At 60.3% G+C, this 22,846-nt stretch carries 29 protein-coding genes; 22 read left to right on the forward strand and 7 right to left on the reverse strand.

Annotation, left to right across the window (positions count from 1 at the left end; translation table 11 throughout):
• Positions 1-5: 5 nt before the first annotated feature.
• From Q7C20_RS00965 to Q7C20_RS01005, 9 genes are all read left to right on the forward strand, one after another.
• A complete protein-coding gene (locus Q7C20_RS00965; RefSeq protein ID WP_375064540.1) occupies positions 6-2,609 on the forward strand; it encodes an outer membrane usher protein in 2,604 nt (867 codons plus the stop codon).
• Positions 2,606-3,367: a fimbria/pilus periplasmic chaperone gene (locus Q7C20_RS00970; RefSeq protein WP_375064542.1), complete on the forward strand. Its 762-nt coding sequence runs from the start codon at positions 2,606-2,608 to the stop codon at positions 3,365-3,367. The genes Q7C20_RS00965 and Q7C20_RS00970 overlap by 4 nt, the downstream gene beginning before the upstream one ends.
• 21 nt (positions 3,368-3,388) lie before the next feature.
• Positions 3,389-3,961: a fimbrial protein gene (locus tag Q7C20_RS00975; RefSeq protein WP_375064544.1), complete on the forward strand. Its 573-nt coding sequence runs from the start codon at positions 3,389-3,391 to the stop codon at positions 3,959-3,961.
• A 10-nt stretch (positions 3,962-3,971) separates the two neighbouring features.
• The gene (locus tag Q7C20_RS00980; RefSeq protein ID WP_375064546.1) at positions 3,972-4,454 is read left to right on the forward strand and encodes a fimbrial protein; all 483 of its coding nucleotides are present in this window, start codon (positions 3,972-3,974) and stop codon (positions 4,452-4,454) included.
• A 13-nt stretch (positions 4,455-4,467) separates the two neighbouring features.
• Positions 4,468-4,947 carry a fimbrial protein gene (locus Q7C20_RS00985; protein ID WP_375064548.1) on the forward strand — a complete coding sequence of 160 codons (480 nt, stop codon included), beginning with the start codon at positions 4,468-4,470 and terminating at the stop codon, positions 4,945-4,947.
• Between the two features lie 11 nt (positions 4,948-4,958).
• Positions 4,959-5,507 (forward strand): fimbrial protein, encoded by a 549-nt coding sequence (locus Q7C20_RS00990; protein ID WP_375064550.1) that lies wholly within the window; start codon positions 4,959-4,961, stop codon positions 5,505-5,507.
• 88 nt (positions 5,508-5,595) lie between these two features.
• On the forward strand, positions 5,596-6,552 hold the full coding sequence (locus Q7C20_RS00995) for a fimbrial protein (protein ID WP_375064552.1): 957 nt from the start codon (positions 5,596-5,598) through the stop codon (positions 6,550-6,552).
• A gap of 66 nt (positions 6,553-6,618) precedes the next feature.
• On the forward strand, positions 6,619-7,584 hold the full coding sequence (locus tag Q7C20_RS01000; RefSeq protein WP_375064554.1) for a fimbrial protein: 966 nt from the start codon (positions 6,619-6,621) through the stop codon (positions 7,582-7,584).
• 131 nt (positions 7,585-7,715) lie between these two features.
• Entirely contained in the window at positions 7,716-7,997 is a 282-nt protein-coding gene (locus Q7C20_RS01005; protein WP_348058245.1) for a hypothetical protein, read from the forward strand.
• Positions 7,998-8,006: 9 nt separating this feature from the next.
• On the opposite strand, the gene Q7C20_RS01010 is transcribed toward Q7C20_RS01005, so the two are convergent.
• Both Q7C20_RS01010 and Q7C20_RS01015 read right to left on the reverse strand, forming a co-directional pair.
• Complete coding sequence (locus tag Q7C20_RS01010; protein ID WP_348058247.1) at positions 8,007-8,237, reverse strand: hypothetical protein; 231 nt, start codon at positions 8,235-8,237, stop codon at positions 8,007-8,009.
• Between the two features lie 159 nt (positions 8,238-8,396).
• On the reverse strand, positions 8,397-8,747 hold the full coding sequence (locus Q7C20_RS01015) for a hypothetical protein (RefSeq protein WP_348058249.1): 351 nt from the start codon (positions 8,745-8,747) through the stop codon (positions 8,397-8,399).
• A 212-nt stretch (positions 8,748-8,959) separates the two neighbouring features.
• On the opposite strand from Q7C20_RS01015, the gene Q7C20_RS01020 reads away from it, so the two are divergent.
• From Q7C20_RS01020 to ada, 4 genes are all read left to right on the forward strand, one after another.
• A complete protein-coding gene (locus Q7C20_RS01020; RefSeq protein ID WP_003230751.1) occupies positions 8,960-9,262 on the forward strand; it encodes a DUF1883 domain-containing protein in 303 nt (100 codons plus the stop codon).
• Positions 9,263-9,287: 25 nt separating this feature from the next.
• On the forward strand, positions 9,288-9,455 hold the full coding sequence (locus tag Q7C20_RS01025; RefSeq protein ID WP_375064559.1) for a hypothetical protein: 168 nt from the start codon (positions 9,288-9,290) through the stop codon (positions 9,453-9,455).
• A gap of 3 nt (positions 9,456-9,458) precedes the next feature.
• A complete protein-coding gene (gene alkB, locus Q7C20_RS01030) occupies positions 9,459-10,124 on the forward strand; it encodes a DNA oxidative demethylase AlkB (protein WP_375064561.1) in 666 nt (221 codons plus the stop codon).
• Between the two features lie 75 nt (positions 10,125-10,199).
• A complete protein-coding gene (ada, locus tag Q7C20_RS01035) occupies positions 10,200-11,249 on the forward strand; it encodes a bifunctional DNA-binding transcriptional regulator/O6-methylguanine-DNA methyltransferase Ada (protein WP_375064563.1) in 1,050 nt (349 codons plus the stop codon).
• Here ada and Q7C20_RS01040 read toward each other — a convergent pair.
• Positions 11,246-11,836 carry a CGNR zinc finger domain-containing protein gene (locus Q7C20_RS01040; RefSeq protein WP_375064565.1) on the reverse strand — a complete coding sequence of 197 codons (591 nt, stop codon included), beginning with the start codon at positions 11,834-11,836 and terminating at the stop codon, positions 11,246-11,248. The genes ada and Q7C20_RS01040 overlap by 4 nt on opposite strands.
• Positions 11,837-12,012: 176 nt before the next feature.
• On the opposite strand from Q7C20_RS01040, the gene Q7C20_RS01045 reads away from it, so the two are divergent.
• From Q7C20_RS01045 to Q7C20_RS01080, 8 genes are all read left to right on the forward strand, one after another.
• Complete coding sequence (locus Q7C20_RS01045; protein ID WP_375064567.1) at positions 12,013-12,891, forward strand: alpha/beta fold hydrolase; 879 nt, start codon at positions 12,013-12,015, stop codon at positions 12,889-12,891.
• Between the two features lie 110 nt (positions 12,892-13,001).
• Positions 13,002-14,066, forward strand: coding sequence for an NAD(P)H-dependent flavin oxidoreductase (locus Q7C20_RS01050; RefSeq protein WP_375064569.1), 1,065 nt, complete (start codon positions 13,002-13,004; stop codon positions 14,064-14,066).
• 95 nt (positions 14,067-14,161) lie between these two features.
• Positions 14,162-14,914 carry a molybdate ABC transporter substrate-binding protein gene (gene modA / locus Q7C20_RS01055; protein WP_375064571.1) on the forward strand — a complete coding sequence of 251 codons (753 nt, stop codon included), beginning with the start codon at positions 14,162-14,164 and terminating at the stop codon, positions 14,912-14,914.
• Positions 14,915-15,595, forward strand: coding sequence for a molybdate ABC transporter permease subunit (gene modB / locus Q7C20_RS01060; RefSeq protein WP_375064573.1), 681 nt, complete (start codon positions 14,915-14,917; stop codon positions 15,593-15,595).
• Between the two features lie 5 nt (positions 15,596-15,600).
• Positions 15,601-16,680, forward strand: coding sequence for a molybdenum ABC transporter ATP-binding protein (gene modC, locus Q7C20_RS01065; RefSeq protein WP_375064575.1), 1,080 nt, complete (start codon positions 15,601-15,603; stop codon positions 16,678-16,680).
• Positions 16,681-16,758: 78 nt separating this feature from the next.
• Positions 16,759-17,808 carry a DNA topoisomerase IB gene (locus Q7C20_RS01070; RefSeq protein WP_375064577.1) on the forward strand — a complete coding sequence of 350 codons (1,050 nt, stop codon included), beginning with the start codon at positions 16,759-16,761 and terminating at the stop codon, positions 17,806-17,808.
• A 124-nt stretch (positions 17,809-17,932) separates the two neighbouring features.
• Positions 17,933-19,567: an ABC-F family ATP-binding cassette domain-containing protein gene (locus tag Q7C20_RS01075; protein ID WP_375064579.1), complete on the forward strand. Its 1,635-nt coding sequence runs from the start codon at positions 17,933-17,935 to the stop codon at positions 19,565-19,567.
• A 69-nt stretch (positions 19,568-19,636) separates the two neighbouring features.
• On the forward strand, positions 19,637-20,341 hold the full coding sequence (locus Q7C20_RS01080) for a YoaK family protein (protein ID WP_375064581.1): 705 nt from the start codon (positions 19,637-19,639) through the stop codon (positions 20,339-20,341).
• A gap of 145 nt (positions 20,342-20,486) precedes the next feature.
• Here Q7C20_RS01080 and Q7C20_RS01085 read toward each other — a convergent pair whose 3' ends face one another.
• The 4 genes from Q7C20_RS01085 to Q7C20_RS01100 all read right to left on the reverse strand — a co-directional run bounded on the left by Q7C20_RS01085 (position 20,487) and on the right by Q7C20_RS01100 (position 22,303).
• A complete protein-coding gene (locus Q7C20_RS01085; RefSeq protein ID WP_375064583.1) occupies positions 20,487-20,840 on the reverse strand; it encodes a hypothetical protein in 354 nt (117 codons plus the stop codon).
• A gap of 172 nt (positions 20,841-21,012) precedes the next feature.
• Entirely contained in the window at positions 21,013-21,324 is a 312-nt protein-coding gene (locus Q7C20_RS01090; protein ID WP_375064585.1) for an AzlD domain-containing protein, read from the reverse strand.
• Positions 21,321-22,016 carry an AzlC family ABC transporter permease gene (locus Q7C20_RS01095; RefSeq protein WP_348058279.1) on the reverse strand — a complete coding sequence of 232 codons (696 nt, stop codon included), beginning with the start codon at positions 22,014-22,016 and terminating at the stop codon, positions 21,321-21,323. The genes Q7C20_RS01090 and Q7C20_RS01095 overlap by 4 nt, the downstream gene beginning before the upstream one ends.
• A gap of 71 nt (positions 22,017-22,087) precedes the next feature.
• Positions 22,088-22,303, reverse strand: coding sequence for a hypothetical protein (locus Q7C20_RS01100; RefSeq protein ID WP_348058285.1), 216 nt, complete (start codon positions 22,301-22,303; stop codon positions 22,088-22,090).
• Positions 22,304-22,479: 176 nt separating this feature from the next.
• Between Q7C20_RS01100 and Q7C20_RS01105 the strand changes: the two genes are divergently transcribed.
• Positions 22,480-22,836, forward strand: coding sequence for a metalloregulator ArsR/SmtB family transcription factor (locus Q7C20_RS01105; RefSeq protein ID WP_375064588.1), 357 nt, complete (start codon positions 22,480-22,482; stop codon positions 22,834-22,836).
• The last annotated feature ends 10 nt before the right edge of the window (positions 22,837-22,846 follow it).

A 22,846-nucleotide genomic window follows, 5' to 3' on the forward strand; every position in this document is an offset into this window, starting at 1 on the left:
TTTCCATGTTGAATGCGTCGAAGATCAAAAATACGCTGCGCCCACACCTGATTGGCGGGTTGATGTCGGTTGCGGGAACCGCATTGGGTGCCGGGGATATCGAGTTCAATACCGACGTCCTGGATCTCAATGACCGCAGCAATATCGACTTGTCTCGGTTTGCCCGCAGCGGGTTCATTCTGCCCGGCACCTATTCAATGGTGGTGCAGATAAACAACCAGCCAATTTCTGAACAGTCAGTGGCGTTTTATCCGCCCGACAATGATCCCAAAGGCAGCCAGGCCTGTGTGTCGCAAGCGCTTGTGGATCAGTTGGGACTCAAAGAATCAAATGCTGCCGAACTCAGCTGGTGGAAAGCCGGCGAATGCCTGGACATTCAGGGTTTGCCGGGCATGGAGGTCAGTGGCGATTTGGCCACATCCACGCTCAACATCAGTTTGCCCCAAGCCTATCTCGAATACAGCGCCATCAATTGGGACCCGCCCTCGCGCTGGGACGAAGGCGTGCCGGGGCTGTTGGTTGACTACAACATGACGGCGCAGTCGAGCCATCAACGGGATAACGGTACCCGCACCAACTTCAGTGGTAACGGCACACTGGGCGCGAATGCCGGCGCTTGGCGTCTCAGGGCCGACTGGCAGGGGCGTGTCGACAAAGACCGCGAGGCAACCGCCAGGAAACATGAGCTGGAGTGGAGTCGTTACTACGCCTATCGGGCCATTCCGGCGCTGAAGGCGCGCCTGATTGTGGGCGAGGATTACCTGTATTCAGACCTGTTCGACAGCTTCCGTTTTACCGGCGCCGCCCTTAAGTCCGACGAAACCCAGCTGCCACCCAACTTGCGCGGTTACGCACCTGAGGTGGTCGGCGTCGCCAAGACCAATGCCAGGGTCATCATCAGCCAGCAAGGGCGTGTGCTCTATGAAACGCTGGTCGCGGCCGGGCCTTTCCGGATCCAGGACCTCAATGACGCAGTCACCGGCAGGCTGGATGTACGGGTAGAAGAACAGGACGGTTCGGTCCACAGCTTCAAGATCGATACGGCGGGCGTGCCTTACCTGACCCGCCCTGGCCACGTGCGTTACAAACTGGCCACGGGACGACCGTCCAATCTTCAATACGGCGCAGACGGTGACGTGTTCGGCACCGGCGAGTTTTCCTGGGGCGTCAGTAATGGTTGGTCGCTGTATGGCGGCGCCATAACGGATAACAACTACCGCGCCTTGTCGTTAGGCGTGGGCCGTGACCTGTTGATGTTTGGCGCCGTGTCGCTGGATGCAACTCAGTCCAGCGCAACCGTGTGGGACGAGAAACTCTCGGGTAAATCATACCGCCTTCAATATTCGAAGAACTTTGAACAATACGACAGCCAGATCACGTTCGCCGGTTACCGGTTTTCCGAAAAGAATTACTTGAGCATGAGTGAATACCTGGACGCGCGGCATTACGGCAGAAATGGGGAACTTGCCGGGCGCGACAAATACGACGAATTAATTGGCGACTGGAAACCTATTGGCGGGAGCAAGGCGCTGTATACCGCAACGGTCAATAAACAGTTTCGTGATTTAGGCGCCACCGTCTACGCAAGTTACAACAAACAAACCTATTGGGAGCGGCCGCCTACGCAGCGCTGGAATGTGTCGGTGTCACGCTACTTTAATGTCGGGACAATCAAAAACATGAGCTTATCCCTGAATGTGCATCGCACCCACGATTATAACTATAAGGATAACGGCGTAGCGCTGACGGTCAGTCTGCCATTGGGGCCAAGCGGCACCCTGTCGATGGATGCAAACAGGGCCGCAGGCAGTAGCAGCCTGTCGACGCGCTACAGCGATCGCCTGGATGAGCGCAACAGTTACCAACTCAGCGCGAGTGACAAAGCGGCCAGCGGTTATTTGAGCCATATCGGTGACCGGGCTGACTTCGATCTGGCCGCCAGTCGGCAAGAAGGCAGTTACACCAGCCTGACTGTGTCTGCACGCGGCGGTGGCACGCTGACGCCTTACGGCGCTGCACTGCACCGCACCAACAGCACCGGCGGCACACGCTTGATGGTCGACACCGGCGGTGTGCCCGATGTGCCAGTACGCGGCTACGGCACGCCGACCCGCAGTAACGCGTTCGGCAAAGCGGTCATTTCCGACATCGGCAGCTACCAGCGTACGGCGGCCAGTGTCGACCTGGAGAACTTGCCGGGCAATGTCGAAGCCACTCAATCCGTCACCCAACTGACCCTCACCGAAGGCGCAATCGGTTATCGCACCCTGCAAGTGATCGCCGGTGAGAAAGCCATGGCTGTGCTTCGCCTGCCGGATGGCACCTCACCCCCTTTCGGCGCGACCGTAAGGAATGCCAAGCAACAGGACACAGGCATTGTGAATGACGGCGGCAGCGTTTACCTGAGCGGCATTCAGGCCGGCGAAGAAATGGTCGTCAGTTGGGGCGGAACTGCGCGCTGCACCCTCACCCTTCCAGTGGTTTTACCGGCGGACGGCCTGACCGATGCCTTGCACCTGGGTTGCCGAATGGTAGCCATGGAAAAAACCTCGCCCGAGCCAGCAGCACTGACCGGGACGCGCACCGATACGGAGAAAACTTCCTCATGACACCGAATAAACCCATCACGCTCCCTGCCCTCGCCCTGTTGGCGCTGGGCGTAAGCCACAGCGCCAACGCCGCCATCGGCCTGGACCGTACCCGCGTGATTTTCGATGGCGGCAAAGACGCCACCAGCGTGAACATCACCAACAACAACACCCAATTGCCCTACCTGGCTCAGGGCTGGATTGAGGATGAGGCCGGGAAAAAGATTGCCACGCCCCTGATCGTACTGCCGCCGGTGCAGCGCGTGGAGCCGGGCAAACAAAGCCAGGTGAAGGTTCAGGCGCTGCCTGCGGCCAAGTCGCTGCCGCAGGACCGCGAGACGGTCTACTACTTCAACTTGCGCGAAATCCCGCCGCGCAGCGACAAAGCCAACACACTGCAAATTGCGCTACAGACCCGCATCAAGTTGTTCTACCGACCACACGCCATCCGGCCAAGCCAGCAGGATTTGTCTAACCCCTGGCAGGAAAAGCTGACCCTCACCCGCGACGGCGAGCGTTATCAGGTGAACAACCCCACGCCCTACTACGTGACCCTGGTAGACGCACGCAGCACCAAGGACGGCAAAACCGTGGCGGGCTTTGAGCCGGTGATGGTTCCACCCAAAGGCACGCTGACCCTTGGCCCGACCGCCCAAGTGCTGGGCACCAGCCCGTACCTGGCTTACGTGAATGACTACGGCGGACGTCCGGTGCTGGCCTTCACCTGCAGTGGCAACACCTGCAAGGTGAACGCCCAAGGCTCGACGCCCAATGACTAGCGCGCGCTGCCGGAGAACCGCATGAATTCACCGACTGTAAAGGCCGTGGGAAGCCTGTTGCTGGCCTTCGCCGGGCAGGCGCTGGCCGAGGACGTCGAAGGCATGAACGGGATGCTGAATATTTCCGGTTCGATGCATGAGCCTCCCTGCAGCCTGGAAATGACCTCGCTGCATCAAACCATTGACCTCGGCGCCGTATCGACCAGCCAGCTGCAACGCCCTGGCGACAAGGCCAAGGCGATTGCCTTCGAACTGCGTTTTGCCGATTGCCAGCGCACCGCCGGCAGCATCCGCAGCGAACGCACCGGAAACCTGACATGGAGCGCGTTTCAGCCCGTGCTGTCGGTGGCCTTTATGGCCCCCGCCGATGCCGATGATCCACGGCTGGTCAAGGTGCAAGGCATCACCGGAATGGGCCTGCACCTGACCGACGCCCTGGGGCGCGATGTCAACTTGGGCGCCAGGGGCGAACCGCTGTTTTTGCCGTTGGCCAGCAACACACAGGTCTGGACGGTCCAGCCCACGCGCACTTCCGCGCCGCTGAGCAGCGGCGCGTACCGGGCCGTGGTGGATTTCAGGCTCAATTATGACTAGGGGCGCAACGATGGCTAAGTCAACCATTCTTATCGGTATCAGCGTGTTATGCACGCTCGGCCAGGGGGTGCAGGCCGAGACCGGCCTGACCATTCGCGCAGTGATCATCGCGCCTCCGCCGTGTGTGATTAACAGCGGCAGCACGCTCAATGTGCCCTTCGGTAACGACCTGCTGACGTCACGGGTTGACGGGGTCAATTACCGTCGGGATGTGCCCTACACCGTCACGTGCGACGCGCCTTTCAGCAACGCGCTGACGCTGGAACTCAGGGGTGCCGGTGCTGCGTTTGACAGTGCGGTGCTCATGACGCGCAAGGCGGACCTTGGCGTAAAGCTGTTCGTCAACGGCGCTGACTGGCCGCTGAACCGCGCCGTGAATTTTACCTATCCGGACTTTCCGGTGGTGCAGGCGGTGCCCGTCAAACGCCCGGGCAGCACATTGACCGGAGGGGCCTTTGATGCGACTGCGACCCTGTTGGTCGATTACCAATGAAGGGGAATAACTCATGACCTGCTGGCAACGGCGAACCTCGCTCGCCTTGTGTTCCCTCGGCCTGTGCTGCGCAGCGTCGGCCAACCTGACGTTCAGTGGAACACTGAATGAGCCGCCGCCCTGCACGATTGATGCAGGAAACACCATCGAAGTGGACTTTGGAGATGTGGGCGTCAAGCGCGTCGACGGGGTGAAATACCGCAGAGGTGTGGGTTACACCATCAGCTGTGGCCCCGCCACGCTGCCGTGGGAATTGAAGTTGAGCATTAACGGTACGCCGACGGCATTTGATGACTCGGCGGTGCAGACCAGCGTGCCCGAATTGGGTATCCGGCTGTTCCAGAACAACCTGCCGTTTCAACTCAACACGCCGCTGGACATCAGCCTGTCGTTACCGCCGACGCTGGAAGTGGTACCGGTCAAACAGCCCGGCGCGGTACTCGCCCCCGCAAGGTTTTCTGCGGTGGCCACGCTCCTGGCTGAATACGAGTAGGAGTCAACGCTATGCGACATGCAAGGGATCAACAAGCCTGGCCACGTGCCGGCCTGGCACTACTGCTCGGGTTCGGCATGCTTGCCAACGCGCAGGCGGCTGACAACCTGAGATTGAAGGGCAACCTGGTTGAGGAAGCCTGCACCATTCGCCCCGGCGACGAAGCGATCACTCTGGAACTGTGGGACGTGACAAGCAAGCACCTCTACATCAACACGCGCTCACAGGGCAGAGGCTTCAAGCTGCATCTTGAGAACTGCGATACCACGATCGGCAACTCGGTCACCATTCAGTTCGGCGGAGCAGAAAACGCCGCGCTGCCAGGGTTGTTCGCACTGGACGGAGGAAGCGGTGCTTCCGGTATTGGGCTTGGCCTGGAAACGCCGAGCGACAAGCCCTTGCCCCTCAATGCCGTCAGCGACGAACAGGTGCTGAGTATTGGCAGCAACGTCATCGAGCTCAAGGCCTACGTGAAGGGTGAGCCGGACGCGATCAGGGATCAAACCATCGGGTATGGCCGCTTCACAGTGACCTCCACATTTACGCTCGACTATCCGTAGCAGCGTCAAACAACCGTTAAATCTCCCCCTGGGCACGGTCGAGTGTTCGTCGAACCGTGCCCGGGAAGAACAGCAGCGAGAGATCAAAATGAAACGACTCTATGGAGCCATGGGGCTTCTCGTGTTGAGTGGCGTTAGTCCGACTGCACTGGCTGTCGATTGTCGCGTCAACGGTGGCCCCTGGCAAAATGGCAATCCTGACCTGGTTGTTCCCGTCACCGTCACCCTGAGCGCCGATGGAACCCGCATCACACTGGAAGGCGCACGGCTGGAATGCCGCTACACCCCCGATGGCGGCCCTTCGTGGCGGGAGGATTACTGGTCGACAGGAAGTTCAGCCGGCACGGCCTGGACGCCCGGCCCCAAATTCGGCGGTGAAAGGACCGGTTTACGCCTGAATGGATCGTTCTATAACAGCCCTGTTCCGGCGGGTATACGCATCGTCACCATTCCCAACAACGCGGCGTTTTACCCGGTCAATGTCACGCCCTACATTCTGATGCGCAATGATCCGTCTAATCCAATCGATGTTCGAGTGGGCGATAATTTGGGCCTGCTGCGTCTCACCAGTTCCAACAATTACGACCCTACCCAACCGCGACTCACCGTCACCTATAAGGCCAACAACAATTTCACCGTCGCGCCATCGACGTGCACGATCAACAACAATAGCCCGATTGAAGTCAATTTCGGCACCGTCCACCAACGGGCAATCGGCACTGACCCGCTGACGACGCCGATGCGCAGCGACCGCAGACTGACCTACTCCTGCCCGCAAGGCGGAATTACCACACCGATTACGATCACCTACAAAGGCATCCCGTCGTCGTTTGATCCTCGCCTTTTGAGCATGACCAATCCGGACGTCGGTACCGCGCTCGTGCGAGGCGGGGCAGCGGTTCAAGTCGGCAGTTCATTCCGCACCCAGATAACCAACAGCGTTGGAGGCGATGACGTGACCTTTACCCTCGCTCGCAGAGCGGGGTCACTTCCTGCTGCCGGTGCCGTCAGCGGCAGCGGCGTACTGGTGATGGGCGTGCCGTGAAACGCGCACGAATTCGAAACTGTCCACGCCTGCGGTGGCTGGGCAGAGCGGTAACGAGAGATCAACATGAAACGACTCTACAGAACGACTGCACTTCTCATCCTGACGGGCGTTGCCACGACGGCCAAAGCGGTTGATTGCCGCGTAAATGGGGGTGGATGGATCAGTGTCGGCGGAGGGGGAACCATCAATCTGCAAGTCCCCGTGAACGTGCGACTGGACACTGCTCAAAACCGTATCCTGCTCGAGGGGGCAAGGCTGGAGTGTCGATACACCATCGGCCCGCAGACCCCTTCCGCCGGAGTGGATTATTGGGCCACGGGTAACGGATCACCCTGGACGCCAGGCCCTAAATTTTATCAGGAAGGTACTGGCTTACGAATAAACGGCGTATTCAGGAACACCCCTGTTCCGATTGGCATCAGGTCAGCCACCATGCCTGACAATGCGACGACCTATCCGATCGATATAACGCCTTACATCCTTATGCGTAACAGTCCCGGAAGTCCTATCGATATTCGTGTGGGGGACAATCTCGGGGTCTTGCGTATGGTCCAGACCAACAACACCGGGAGTGGTTCGGCACAACTCACCGTCACCTATACCGCCAACAATAATTTCACCGTCTCGCCATCCACCTGCACGATCAACAATAACTACCCGATCGAGATCAACTTCGGCACCGTACATCAGAGGCAAATAGGCACCGACCCGCTAACCACGCCCATCACCAGCAATCGGAGACTCACCTACTCCTGCCCGCAGGGTGGCATCACCACATCCATAACCATCACTTATAAAGGCAACCCGTCGTCGTTCGACCAGCGCCTGCTGGTGATGACCAATCCGAACGTGGGCACGGCCCTTGTCAGGTCGGGTGCGGCTGTTCAGGTCAACCGCTCGTTCCTGACCCAGATCACCAACAGTGCGGGCGGCGACGATGTGACGTTTTCGCTGGTTCGACGCGCCAACTCCCTGCCGGCCGCCGGGGCTATCAGCGGCAGCGGTGTGCTGGTGATGGGTGTGCCGTAAGGTCCGCACAGGCATAAGCCGATCAGCGCATTTATTTGCGAGACTACATAGGTGGCAGTTCGCTATAATCTGCCGCCAACGCCCCACGACAGTGTCAGCGTCCCTCCAACACCCTCGACGACGACCTTATTATGAACAAAATCCTGGCACTGACTGCGGTACTGGCGCTGGCCGGTTGCACCACCACTTCCGACACCCTGCTGAAAAACGGCGAACAAGGCCTGACCATTGATTGCTCCGGCGAAGCCAATTCCTGGGCCAGTTGCTACGAAAAAGCCGACGCCTCGTGCGCGGGCACCGGTTACCGCATCGTGGGCACCGAAGGCACGCCGTCGCTGAAGGAAGACGACAAAACCTTGGGTAAAGACGTGGGCAACTTCAAGGGCCGCAACGTCGTGGTGGTGTGCAAGTAAGCTCGCTGGCTACAGATGAATTTCAGCGAACTTGATGCCCAGGCCGCGCAGGATTTCAATCAAGTCGTCCAGCTGTGGAAATGACTCGACCTCATCCTGCTCATCCACCAGAAAGTAGCTGCGGCCACCGCTCTTCTTGAAAAATACAATCCACTCGCCCAAGTCGGCGGGGTTCTGGATCACATGGGTGGCCGAAATCTGACCCTCGGCATAGCGGGTTTTGGCAACTTCACGTTTCATGGGTACATTCCAGATAAAGGCAGATGCCGCGCAAGCCAGAGGTTTGCGCGGCATTTTGCATTTTACACGAATGCCTCGCCGGCAAAAAAAAGCCTGACGCTGCGCAGGCAGGGTCAGGCTTTTTCATCGGATTCTAGTGCGGGAGGTGAACCGTGAGGCTCAACCGGAAATGCAATCCTCCGCCGCTTTCTTCACATCACCGGGGCGGATCGGCACGTTGGACATGCTTTCATAGAGCTTGATGCTGCTGCCACTGGAGCGTTCTTCAACATCAATAATCGCCGACGGGTCAGACGAGAATTTTTGCGGCACAATCACCTGAACTCCGTCCTTGTGGGGCTCGATCTGCGATGGACGCCGAGTCGCAGCCAATTTGCGTACCAGGCACGCGGTGTATTCCGTTGGCTTTTTCCCTGAGATCACCACCAAGGTGGGCGGGGTCTGCTTGATATCTGCAACCGACGCACAGCCGCCCAACGCCAAGGCCAGAACCAACACACTCCACTTCATACTTAAACCTCCGATAAAGATCCTACGACAGCGCAGACAGTAATTTTCTCCCAGCAATGTAGGATTTATCTCTTAAAACTGGGTAAATAACTGTTTTTAATTGTCGAAGTCGTCGACGACGGCCCGATAATAATCGCGCTAGGGCTGATAAACTCTATCTTAACCTACGTATCATTCTGATTTTTCAGAAAAAGCCCTTCTGGAGACACCCCATGAAATTCATCCACCAGCGCGAGCACCTCAACGAGGGAGACATCGTCGTCATCGAATGCTCGCAGACCTGCAATATTCGTCTGATGAGCGATGCAAATTTTCGCAGCTTCAAGAACGGCGGCCGCCACACCTATCACGGTGGCGCGTTCGACCAGTTCCCGGCCAAAATCACTGCGCCCAGCACAGGTTTCTGGAACATTACCCTGGACGTGGTCACCCGCCGCGCCATCAGCGTTACCCGCAAGCCCGCGCTGTCCCACAAGATTCGCATCGTCCGTCGCACCAGCAGCAAATTGAGCTGATCCGGACACCGACAGGAAAAAAGCTGTGACCACCACGATCAAATACGTCATCAAGTACAAGCTCAACGGCGTACGCCGCTTTGAGTTCGCGCAATTGCAGAGCAACAGCGTGGAAGAAGCCAGGCAAGCCCTGGCGAAAATTCACGATGCCAGCGACGAAATCACAGACATCAATGTGAGCAAGGCGCTGTAAGCCATGCACGGCCCGACTGCCGATTTGTTCGCCGACGCTGCGCTGCAGCAACCCCCTGGTCGCGAACAAATTGGCGAAGAGTCCTACGTACTGCGCGGCTACGCCCTGCCCTGGATTGATCGCCTTCTGCCTGAGCTGCGGCGGGTGCTGGCCCAATCGCCGTTCCGGCAAATGGTCACACCCGGCGGCTTTACCATGTCAGCCGCGTTGAGCAGTTGCGGCGCGCTGGGCTGGACCACTGACAGCGCCGGCTACCGTTACACCCCGCTCGACCCACGCAGTCAGCAGCCTTGGCCGACGATGCCCGACGCCCTGCATGAGTTCGCCACACGGGCGGCCACAGAGGCCGGCTTCCCGGACTTTTCCCCGGATGCCTGCCTGATCAACCGCTACGTGCCCGGCGCCAAGATGTCCCTGCACCAGGACAAAAACGAACGCAGCTACACTGCCCCGGTCGTGTCGGTATCCCTCGGTCTGCCCGCAATATTCCTGTTCGGCGGGCATGAGCGAAGTGACAAAACGCAAAAGATTTCGCTGTTTCACGGTGATGTGGTGGTGTGGGGCGGCGTCGATCGCTTGCGCTTTCATGGTGTGATGCCGATCAAGGAAGGCGTCCACCCGATCATGGGCCCGCAACGCATCAACCTGACGTTTCGCACCGCCGGTTAATTTGACCGCAAGCTTCAGAGTGCCGGGAACGACAGGCGCGGCTAGTCTGCCGGTGAACCGACAAGAGTGCAGGCCATGAGCAACGAAAAAGATCCGCGCTGGGCGGCCATCATCGCCCGCGACGCCAAGGCAGATGCGCTGTTCGTCTACGGCGTGAAAACCACCGGCGTGTATTGCCGCGCCAGTAGCGCCTCACGCCTGCCCCGCCCGGAAAATATCGAGTTTTTCGACACCTCGGCCCAGGCCGAAGCGGCGGGTTATCGGCCGAGCAAACGTGCCACCGGCGACCAGACACAATTGGCTGCGCACCACGCGCAAGTGGTGGCCAACGCGTGCCGACAAATAGAACAGGCTGAAACGCCGCCTAGCCTGAACGCCCTCGCCCACCTGGCCGGGTTGAGCGCTTTCCATTTTCATCGCGTCTTCAAAGCCGTTACCGGCCTGACGCCCAAGGGTTACGCCAGCGCCCTGCGCTCTCGAAAACTGCGCGATGGCCTCAACCGAGGCGCGCAGTCGGTGACGGATGCGCTGTATGACGCCGGCTTCAATTCCAACAGCCGCTTTTACGCGTCAGCCGACCAACTGCTCGGCATGAAACCCAGCGACTACAAGGACGGCGGCGCCAACAGCCAGATTCACTTTGCGGTGGGTCAGTGCTCGCTCGGCGCAATCCTGGTGGCACAAAGTCAGCGTGGCGTGTGCGCGATCTTGCTGGGGGACGACCCGGACGCACTGCTGCGCGACCTGCAAGACACCTTCCCCAAAGCCGATCTGGTGGGTGCGGACCGGGACTTCGAACAGTTAGTCGCCCATGTCGTAGGCTTTATTGAAGCTCCGGCCCTGGGCCTGAACTTGCCGCTGGACTTACGCGGCACGGCCTTTCAGGAGCGGGTGTGGCAAGCACTGCGTGAAATCCCCGTGGGCAGCACCGCCAGTTATGCGCAAATTGCCCAGCGGATCGGCGCGCCCACAGCCTTTCGCGCGGTGGCGCAGGCCTGTGGCGCAAACTGCCTGGCGGTGGCGATTCCGTGCCATCGCGTGGTGCGCAGCAACGGCGAGCTGTCTGGCTACCGCTGGGGCGTGGAACGCAAGCGACAGTTACTGGCGCGCGAGCAAAGCACCTAAAGCTGTTTGCGTTTGCGAAACTCCGCGACTTTATGCCGATTGCCGCACAGCGCCATGCTGCACCAGCGACGTTTGTGCGCCTTGGTCCGGTCGTAAAACCACAGGATGCAGTCCGGATGTTCGCAACGGCGAATCAGGTTGAAATCCCCCGCCACCAATAAATTCGCCGCCGCTTCTGCGATCGGCGACAAATACTGCTCCGGGGTCTGCTGCTTGCGTTGGCGCTCCAGCGAAGGCGCGCCGGACACTGGCCACACAAGCTGCGGATGACTGACAGCCTTGCGCAGAAAGCTGTTCAGCGCCGCCGGGTTGCCAGGCAAGTCGTTCTTGCGCGCGGCCACCAGTTCACGGACCACCTCGCGCAACGTCCTGGCGGCAGTCAGTAGTGCGCCCTCCTCAAACCTGGGCAAATGCCCCTCCTGCACCCACTCCAAACGCACCAGCCAGCGTTCGACGTCGGCATCAACCGTCCAGAAATCCCACGGCTCGCCGTCGATGGTCGCCAGGGTATTGAGCATGTCCAAAACCGGGTCATCGGCCAGCACATAGGGTTCCAGAGGTGTCGCCGGGGCAATGGGAGTGGTCATGATTGATCCTCGTGAGCGTGGTGCAAGGGTAACCGCTCTCAAAACCTTTGAACAGTTACAAATAAACAATCTGCTAACCTGATTAACGTCGTTGACAGGTTACCTTTTTAGGCGCAGCTTTTAAAAACGGTAACCCGTAAACCTTAATTTTGAAGTTACAAAAAGAGGCGCTCGCCATGTCACTCCAAGCTCCAGTCGTTCGCTACCACCACGTCGATGTTGATGGCGTACGCATGTTCTACCGTGAAGCCGGCGACCCTGCGGCCCCTGTCATGCTGTTGCTGCACGGCTTCCCCAGCTCGTCGCATATGTACCGAAACCTGATCCCGCTGCTCGCCACGCGCTTTCGGGTGATCGCACCGGATTTGCCGGGCTTTGGCTTCACTGAAGTGCCTGCCGAACGCGAATACGTTTACAGCTTCGATAACCTGGCGATCAGCGTCGGGCATTTCGTCGATGCACTGAAACTGACGCGCTACGCCCTGTACGTCTTCGATTACGGCGCACCGGTGGGCCTGCGTTTGGCGGTGGCACATCCAGAACGGGTCAGCGCGATGGTTTCGCAAAACGGCAATGCTTATCTGGAAGGCCTGGGCGATGCCTGGGCACCGATCCGGGCGTATTGGGCCGAACCGAGCCAGGCCAATCGCGAGGTCATCCGCGATGCAGTGATCAGCCTGGAAGGCACGCGCTATCAATACCTGCACGGCGTCGATCAGCCCGAATTGGTCGCGCCGGAGTCCTACATGCTCGACGTCCTGTTGATGCAGCGCCCTGGCAATGACGAGATCCAACTCGACCTGTTCCTCGACTACCGCAACAACCTCACGCTGTACCCGGCGTTTCAGGCGTTCTTCAAGAGCACCCAAGTGCCCACGCTGGTGATTTGGGGCCAGAACGACCCGTTTTTCATTCCGCCCGGCGCCCATGCCTACAAAGGCGACAATGCCAATGCGGTGGTCGAGTTGCTGGACACCGGCCATTTCGCCCTGGAAACCCACGCCGCGCACATTGCCGAGCGAATTCACGCGGTGTTGGGCGCGGCAATCAACTGATTGCAGCACCACGAAACATCGCCCCCGTCCAGTGAATAAAACGGACTGGCCGGGTGCCAATGGCCCTGCTAAAACAGCGAAATGCCTTACTAACGCTGGAGACGCATCCCATGAGCACCTGGCCAGACACCCGAATTCTCGACCTGCTGGGCATTGACGTGCCCATCATCCAGGCACCGATGGCGGTGGCCACCACCACCGCCATGGTTATCGCCGCCAACGCGGCGGGTGCACTCGGTTCATTACCGGCAGCGGCGTTGAGCATCGAGCAACTGCGCGATGCCTTGACCGCCATTCGCAACGCCAGCACCCGGCCTCTCAACGTGAATTTCTTCTGCCACCAACCACCTGCCGCTGACGAGATGCGCGACCGTCGCTGGAAGGCGTTGCTGGAACCTTACTACCGCGAGTTGGGCGCCGACTTTGACGCACCCACGCCGGTCTCCAACCGCGAACCCTTTAATGATGCAGCGTGCAAAGTGGTGGAAGCCTTCCGTCCGGAGGTGGTGAGTTTTCACTTCGGCCTGCCCGAAAAATCCTTGCTGGACCGGGTAAAAGCGACCGGCGCCAAGGTCCTGTCCTCGGCCACCACCGTGGAAGAAGCGGTCTGGCTGGAAAAGCACGGGTGCGATGCAATCATCGCCATGGGCATCGAGGCCGGCGGCCATCGCGGCTTGTTTTTGACTGACGACCTTAATACCCAGATCGGCCTGATGGCATTGGTGCCGCAAATCGTCGACGCCGTCAGCGTGCCAGTGATCGCGGCCGGTGGCATTGGCGATGCGCGCGGCATTGTCGCGGCCTTCGCCTTGGGCGCTTCGGCCGTGCAGATCGGCACCGCTTATTTGTTTACGCCGCAAGCCAACGTCAGCGCCTCACACCACTACGCGCTGCGCCATGCGCAGGCCAGCGAAACCGCCTTGACCAACCTGTTCACCGGCCGCCCGGCACGGGGCATCGTCAACCGAGTGATGCGTGAATTGGGTGCTATCAATGCCGAGGCACCTGCGTTCCCCACCTCCGGCGGCGCCTTGATGCCGCTCAAGGCCAGGGATGAAGCGGGTTTCAGCAACCTGTGGTCGGGCCAGGCGTTGCGCCTCGGCAAAGATATTTCAACCTATGACCTGACCCGCCAACTGGCCGAGCAGGCGCTGGCCAAGCTGAATCGGGTCTGACACCTGGGGCACTTTAGGCTGTACCGGCAATGCTCAGTCGCTATATATTCCGCTACATAGCGCACAAGCCGTAACAAACCCCAAGGAGCCGCTTCATGAAGATTCACGCCTCACGCCTGGCCGTCCTGGTTGCCGCCCTCGCCTTTGGTTCGGCTCACGCCGACGAGGTCCAGGTGGCCGTGGCCGCCAACTTCACCGCACCGATCCAGGCGATAGCCGCCGACTTCGAAAAAGACACCGGCCATAAGCTGGTCGCGGCCTACGGCGCCACCGGGCAGTTCTATACGCAGATCAAGAACGGCGCGCCGTTTGAAGTGTTCCTCAGCGCCGACGACACCACACCGCAAAAGCTTGAGGCCGAAGGCGACACCGTCAAAGGCTCGCGCTTCACCTACGCGGTCGGCACCCTGGCGCTGTGGTCGGCCAAAGAAGGCTACGTAGATGCCAAAGGCGATGTGCTGAAGAAAAACGCGTTCACGCACCTCTCCATCGCCAACCCGAAAGCCGCGCCGTATGGCCTGGCCGCTACCCAGGTGCTGGCCAAGGAAGGGTTGACCGACAAGGTCAAGAGCAAGCTGGTTGAAGGCCAGAACATCACCCAGGCCTATCAATTTGTCTCCACCGGCAACGCCGAATTGGGCTTTGTGGCCTTGTCGCAGATCTACAAAGACGGCAAAGTCACCAGCGGTTCAGCGTGGATCGTTCCAGCGTCCATGCACGACCCGATCAAGCAGGACGCGGTGATCCTCAATAAAGGTAAAGACAGCGCCGCTGCCAAAGCGCTGGTTGAATACCTGAAAGGGCCGAAAGCCGCTGCCGTTATCAAATCCTACGGTTACGAGCTGTAAATGCCGCTATCGAGTGCCGATTTATCCGCGATCTGGCTGACCATCAAACTGGCGTCACTGACCACCGTGATCCTGCTGATTATCGGCACTCCGATTGCCCTGTGGCTGTCGCGCACACGCTCGTGGTGGCGCGGGCCGATTGGCGCAATCGTCGCCTTGCCGTTGGTGCTGCCGCCCACGGTGATCGGCTTTTACCTGCTGTTGACCATGGGCCCCCACGGCTACTTCGGCCAGTTCACTCAATGGTTGGGCCTGGGCACTCTCACCTTCAGCTTCGCCGGGTTGGTGATGGGCTCGGTGATCTATTCCATGCCGTTTGTGGTGCAGCCGCTGCAAAACGCCTTCTCTGCGATTGGCACCCGCCCGCTGGAAGTGGCCGCGACCTTGCGCGCCAATCCGTGGGACACCTTTTTCACGGTGATCCTGCCCCTGGCGCGGCCGGGCTTTATCACCGCCTCGATTCTCGGCTTCGCCCACACCGTCGGTGAATTTGGCGTGGTGTTGATGATCGGCGGCAACATCCCCGACAAAACCCGCGTGGTCTCGGTGCAGATCTACGACCACGTTGAAGCCATGGAATATGCCCAGGCGCACTGGCTGGCCGGTTCCATGGTGGTGTTCGCGTTCCTCGTATTGCTGGCGCTTTACTCCAGCCGAAAAACCAAAATGGGCTGGGGCTGACCGCGATGATTGATATACGCCTGCACCTCTCCTACACAGGCTTTGCGCTGAACGTAGACCTGCACCTGCCCGGTCGTGGCGTGACGGCACTGTACGGGCATTCCGGTTCCGGCAAGACCACCTGCCTGCGCTGCATCGCCGGGCTTGAACGGGCCGATGACGGGTTTATCCAGATCAACGATGAGGTCTGGCAAGACAGCCGTAACGGCCTGTTTATGCCGCCGCATAAACGTGCGCTGGGTTATGTGTTCCAGGAAGCGAGCCTGTTTCCACACTTGTCGGTGCGCGCCAATCTGGAGTTCGGCCTCAAGCGCATCCCGCGCCCGCAGCGGCGTGTGGACATGGCCCAGGCCAACGAGTTGCTCGGCATCGGCCACTTGCTTGAGCGCCACCCGCAGCACTTGTCGGGCGGTGAACGCCAGCGCATCGGCATTGCCCGTGCGTTGCTCACCAGCCCGAAATTGCTGCTGATGGACGAGCCGTTGGCCGCCCTCGACAGCCAGCGCAAAAGCGAGATTTTGCCGTACCTCGAACGCCTGCACGACGAGCTGGACATTCCGGTGCTGTACGTCAGCCATGCCCAGGACGAAGTCGCGCGGCTGGCCGATCACATTGTGCTGCTCAGCGACGGCAAGGCCCTGGCCAGCGGCGCCATCGGTGACACCCTGGCGCGGCTCGACCTGCCCATGGCACTCGGCGACGATGCGGGTGTGGTGATTAATGGCACAGTCAGCGCCTATGACGAGCACTACCAATTACTCACGTTGCAACTGCCGGGCTGCCCACTGCAGGTTCGCGTCGCCCACGCGCCGCTGGCAATCGGCAAACACCTGCGGGTCAAGGTGCAGGCACGGGATGTGAGCCTCAGCCTGCAGGCAGAAGAACACAGCAGCATCCTCAACCGTTTGCCGGTGACGGTTATCCAGAACGTGTCGGCGGACAATAGCGCCCATGTGCTGGTACGCCTGGACGCAGGCGGCACGCCGTTGCTGGCGCGCATTACGCGTTTCTCTCGCGATCAGTTGCAACTGCACCCCGGCCAGACGCTGTGGGCGCAGATCAAGGCAGTCGCGGTACTCGCCTGAAAAACCTTTTGGCACGACCGCAAAACGCTGCGGTCAATCAGACATACCGGCCTGATTTGTTGCCAAGGAACTTGCCCCATGCCCGACTCCGCGACCCTCCCTGACCTGCCCCGCGACCTGCATTACGTTGACGACACCCAGCCGGGCATCAGCCGCAAACTGCTGCGCGGCAAGTTTCAGTATTTCGACCCCAAGGGTAAACGCATCACGGACGCCGATGAGGTCAAGCGGCTGAATGCCCTGGCCGTGCCGCCGGCCTACACCGACGTGTGGATCTGCGCCGACCCGCGCGGCCATTTGCAAGCCACCGGCATCGATGCCCGGGGCCGCAAGCAGTACCGCTACCACGCGCGCTGGCGCGAAGTGCGAGACTCGGATAAATACGCGCGCCTGCAAGAGTTCGGCAATGCCTTGCCCAAACTGCGCAAGCAACTGGAAGCGCAGATTGCCGAGCCGGGCTTCACCCGTGAGAAAGTGTTGGCCACAGTGGTGATGCTGCTGGACGCCACGCTGATTCGTGTCGGCAACACCCAATATGCGCGTGACAATAAGTCCTACGGGCTGACCACCCTGCGCACGCGGCATGTCGACGTCAAAGGCAGTGAGATCAAGTTTCAGTTTCGCGGCAAGAGCGGTGTAGAGCATCAAATCAGCGTCAAGGACCGGCGCCTGGCCAGCGTGGTCAAACGCTGCCTGGAGCTGCCAGGGCAGAACCTGTTTCAGTACCTGGACGAAGACGGCGAGCGGCATACCGTCAGCTCCTCGGACGTGAACGCCTACCTGCACAGCCTCACCGGCGCCGATTTTACTGCCAAGGATTACCGCACCTGGGCCGGCACCGCCATGGCCCTGGCGGTGTTGCGCGAGGTGCAGTGGCAGCCCGAATCGGATGCCAAACGCCACGTGGTGGCGATGGTGAAAGATGTGGCCAAGCAACTCGGCAACACCCCGGCGGTGTGCCGCAAGTGCTATATCCACCCGGCCGTACTCGAACACTTCAGCCTCGGCGAGTTGTCCAAACTGCCCAAGCCGCGCGTGCGCAAGGGCTTGAAAGCCGAAGAAGTCGCCCTGGCAATGTTCCTCGAACAACTGGCCGCCGACTTGCCGAAGACCGCCAAGGCGGGTTAGCCTTCGCACTCCTTCCGAGCTACGGGACGACCGCCGACGTGAACACCTAAGCCTTCCAAAATGCACCCGCAACGAGCCGCCTGGCGCGCTTGTCTGCCTGTTCGACATTTTTTTGGAGGTGCTGATGACTGACGTCAACCGGCTGCCCGTACTCGTATCCCTGCAACACCTGTGTTTCCAGTTCGCCACTGGCGAAACCCTGCTCGACGACCTGACCTTTTCGATTGACCACACGCCCACCGGCATCGTCGGCCGCAACGGGCGCGGCAAAAGCATTCTGGCAAAGTTGATCGCCGGACGCCTGATGCCCTCTTCCGGCGTGCTCACCTGTACGGCCCGCGTGGCATACGTCGCGCAGGCGCTGGCGGTGCATCCGGGACACAGCGTGGCGGATCTCACCGGCACCGCCGAAGTGCTGGGCGCCCTTGAGCGTATGGCGCGGGGGAACGCTCATGCAGATGACCTAGAGCTGATCGATGACCGCTGGGACCTGGCCGAGCGCCTGCGGGCGGCACTGGATGGGGCGGGATTGCAGCAGTTGGCCGCTGACACTCCGGCCGCTCAACTCAGCGGTGGCCAGTTGGCCAGAATCGCGGTGATCGGTGCACTGTTGGCGGCGCCGCAATTGCTGATTCTGGACGAGCCCACCAACCACCTCGACAGCGCCGGGCGCACATGGCTGCTGGCGGTGCTGAAGCAATGGCGCGGCGGCCTGGTGGTGGTGAGCCATGATCGGCAGTTGCTGAATACCATGGAACGCATCATCGAACTCTCGCCCCTAGGCGCGCGGGTGTACGGCGGCAACTACGCGGCCTATCGCCAGAGGCGCGACAGCGAACAACACGCCGCCGTCGCCGCCCTGGAACACGCGCGCCTGGAACGCAGCCGCGAACGAAAGCGCCTGCAAAAAGATCACGACAACCTGCAACGCCACGCCGCACGCTCGCGTAAAAACGCCGACACCGCCAACGTCGACCGGTTTACCCAATCGCGCTGGAAAGCCGCCGCTACGCAAATCGTCAGCAACGTGCGCAGCGCTCACCTGGCGCACACCACGCAACTGGATGCCCAGGTGCGTCAGGCGTACGAACGCGTCGAGGACGAAGCGCCTACCCTGCTGACCCTGCCCGGCTCGGCGGTGCCCAATGGGCGGCAAGTGCTGAGCCTGGTCAATGCCCAACTGCCGTGGCTTGACCCGCTGGCGCCTTCGAGCTGCCTCACGTTGAACCTGGTGGGGCCGGTACGCGTTGCCGTCAGCGGGCCGAACGGTTGCGGCAAATCCACGTTGCTCAAGCTGCTCGCCGGCCAATGCCAGGCTCTGGGCGGCGAATGTTCGGTGCAGGTGCCGGTCGCGTATCTAGATCAACACGTGGCACTTGTGGATGACAAGCGCTCCATCGTCGAACAGCTCAACCTGCTGGGCACGCCGCTCGCCGAAGCCGAACTGCGCACGCGCCTGGCGTTGTTGCACCTGGACGCCGTGCGGGTGACGCAACCGGCACGCCACTTGAGTGGCGGTGAACGTTTGAAAGCGGCGATGGCGATTGCCCTGTGGCGCGCGGTGCCGGCGCAATTGCTGTTGCTGGATGAGCCGACCAATCATTTGGACCTGGAGTCGGTGGTGGCGTTTGAACAGGCGCTGCGCGGTTATACCGGCGCAGTGTTGGTGGTGTCCCACGATGAGGCATTCGTGCAGGCGCTCCGGCCGACGCATCGCTTGGTCTGGCAACCTCTGGGTTGGCAACTGGAGCGTGCGTGAGGTCATTGCGCTGGCAATCAAAGCGTCCTACGGTGATGGCCGGATAATCTCACCGAGGAACCTGGCGCCATGTTGCCTTCGTCGCGCAAACCTTACGTCAATGCCGCACTCGCCCATCGCCAGCGATGGCGCGGTCGGGTCGGTTCGATGTCTGTGGCCAGCCTCTCGGTGCTTGCCGGCATGACCGATGCGATCGGCTTTATGGCCAGCGGCGACTTCGTTTCGTTCATGAGCGGTAACACCACGCGCCTGGCGGTGGCGATCAGTGCGGGTGACCTCGGCCTGACCGGCCGCTTGCTGTTGCTGGTGGCCACCTTTGTCGCAGGCAACGCATTGGGTGTGGTGGTCAGCCGCGTCAGCCGGCGGCATGCCCTGCCCTTGCTGTTATGCATTGCGGCGCTGTTGTGCGGCGGCGCGGTGTGGCCCCGCGCCGATGCCTTGCCGGCCTTGCTGGCGGCGATTGTCGCCATGGGCATGCTCAATGCCGCCGTGGAAGAGGTCAACGGCTTGCCGGTGGGCCTCACTTACGTCACGGGCGCGCTGTCACGCTTTGGTCGAGGGTTGGGGCGCTGGATGCTGGGGGAACGCCGCAACGGCTGGCGGGTGCAGTTGATACCGTGGGGCGGGATGTTTGTGGGCGCGGTGATCGGCGCGGTGCTCGAACAGCACCTGGGCCTGAGCGCGCTGATGGTCAGTGCCGGGTTGGCGGCATTGCTGGGGCTGGTGTCGCTGAAGATTCCGCGTCGCTGGCACTTGGGTTACATGCCGCGATAAACCGGAAAAGATGCTCGCCCGATGATTCGGCCTCGACGTCCATGTACTGGTAAAGAGCCATCACCTCGGGCGAGCGGGATGAATCATAAGCCAATGCCCGGCGGCTGTCCCGCCGGGCTTTTCCGAAAAACCCTTAGGCAAAGGATTACAGGCAGGTCGCGAGTGCCGCCTGGCGACGCATGGCCGGCATCGTTTGTTGTGCGGCGTAGTACTTGACGGTAGAACCGGCGCCTGCGCTTCGCACGTCGGCAAAATAGTCGCCGCCAGTGGTGTACACCGTGAAACCGCCGGTTTCGAGCGGTTCCTTGAAGCCGCCGGCGTCAACGCCGAAGACGGCTTCGTCCTGCCAGCCAAACTGGATGCATTGGGCAACCACCAAAGGCGCCTTGTCCGACGCCAGGGTCTTGTAAGGCTGGCCGGCGCGCGCTTCTTTCATTTTCGAGCCTGCGCAACCGCTCAGTGCTGCCAGTACCAACGCGCCAATGACTACTTTGTACATGCCATCACTTCCTTGAAAAAAACGCGACTGTACCACCGCTGAGGGGCCGTCTGAGGCCTGCATAAACTTTCTTTCACTGTGAGCGCTGACCCCGCCGCCTATAGTTGGCAAGCTCATTTTTAAGAAGTCTCCCTTCTGCCCGCTCTCCCGCGGGCTTTTTTTCGCCTGCGTTTCACAGCCACCAGCGCAACAGATAGAACAGCGCCATGCTCAGCAGCACGGTGATCAACACGCTGCGCGTCCAGAACATCAGCGCCACTGCGCACACACCCGCCAACAAATAGGGGTTTGCCGGGCTGAGGTTAAGCCTGTGGTCGGCGAGAAAAATGATCGGCCCGCAAATCGCCGTGAGCATGCCCGGCACTGCAAAGCCGAGAAACTCCCGCGCGCCACGGTTCAGACGCACAGGCAGGCGCGGCTCGATAAACAGGTAACGGTTGAAAAACACCACCAGCCCCATGGCCACAATCATGCTGTAGATCATCGCTGCCCAACCCCCAAACGCTTGCAGGCATAACCTGCGCTCATGCCCAGTACGCCCGACACCACCACTGCCGATTCCCAGTGCAAGTAGCTCAACCACACCGAAAACAGCAGCGACACCGCAACGCACACCACGGTGGGCACATCGCGCACCACCGGGGTAATCAAGGCGATAAAGGTGGCGGCAATGGAAAACTCCAGCCCCAACTGATCAAGCCCGGGAATGCTCTTGCCAAGCACGATGCCGGCCAGGGTAAACAGGTTCCAGGCGATATAAAACGTCAGGCCCACGCCGAGGGCATACCAGCGGTTAAAGGTTTCACGGTCGTAGTGGTTAACCAACGCAAAGAATTCGTCGGTCAGCAAAAAACCCAGGCTCATGCGCCAGCGGGTGTTCAGAGACGACAACGTCGGGCGCATGTGCATGCCGTACAGCAGATGCTGGGAAGTCAGCAGCAAGGTGGTCAGCACAATCGAAATCAGGCTGGCGCCGCTTTTGACCATGCCGATGGCCACCAACTGCGCGGCACCGGCAAACACGATGGCGGATAAACCCTGGGCTTGCAGCGGGCTGAATTGCGCATCAATGGCCATGGAGCCGGCAAGCAACCCCCACGGCGCGCAGGCCAGGGATAACGGAATGACGGCAATCGCGCCGCGGGCGAACGCGTAATGCGGTACGGCAGTGGGCATGGATGCGGCTCATCGACAGACAGTCGACAAGCATGCCAGCGTCACTCGGGGCTTGTCTTGAACGATATTGCTCAGGCCAGCTTTACCGACACCTGTTCGACGCAATCGCGCGCTACGCGCAGTTCGTAGGCGTCCTGGTTGAGCCGGTGAATGGTGTTGAGCAGGCGTTGGCGCAGGACTTCATCGCCGAGCTTTTCGACGGCACGCATCAGGTCAAACGCCGCAGTTTCGTTATTGTCCGCGACGGAATCGAGGGTCTTGCGCAGGTTGCGAGTGGCACGGGTCACGCGGATTCTTCCTTCTTCAGCAATGGGCGGGACTTTAGGACATTCATGTTTCATTTTAATTTCAAACACTTGTGGCCGACTGACGGTCATTTGATCCACGTCGGAAAAATTAAGGATTTGACCTACATATATGGGCATCCGTATATTCGCAATTCCATATATGCGCAGCCTCAGCCATGCCTGATCTCTTCTCCCCGCCCACCGTGTTCAAGTGCCTGGCCGATGCCACCCGGGTGCGGCTGACGCTGTTGATCCATCGCGAAGGCGAACTTTGCGTCTGCGAACTGATCCATGCTCTGGACGACAGCCAGCCAAAAATTTCCCGACACCTGGCGCAACTGCGCAGTTGCGGGCTGTTGCTGGATCGTCGTCAGGGACAATGGGTTTACTACCGCATCAATCCGGCATTGCCCGCCTGGGTGATTCAGGTGCTGGACACCACCCTGCAAGCCAACCAGCCATGGTTGCACAGCGACGCGCAGCGTCTCGATGCAATGGGCGACAGACCACAACGGGCCGGCACCTGCTGCTGAACCCTCGGAG

Source organism: Pseudomonas sp. AMR01, from assembly GCF_041946035.1.
GTDB classification, from domain to species: domain Bacteria; phylum Pseudomonadota; class Gammaproteobacteria; order Pseudomonadales; family Pseudomonadaceae; genus Aquipseudomonas; species Aquipseudomonas antarctica_B.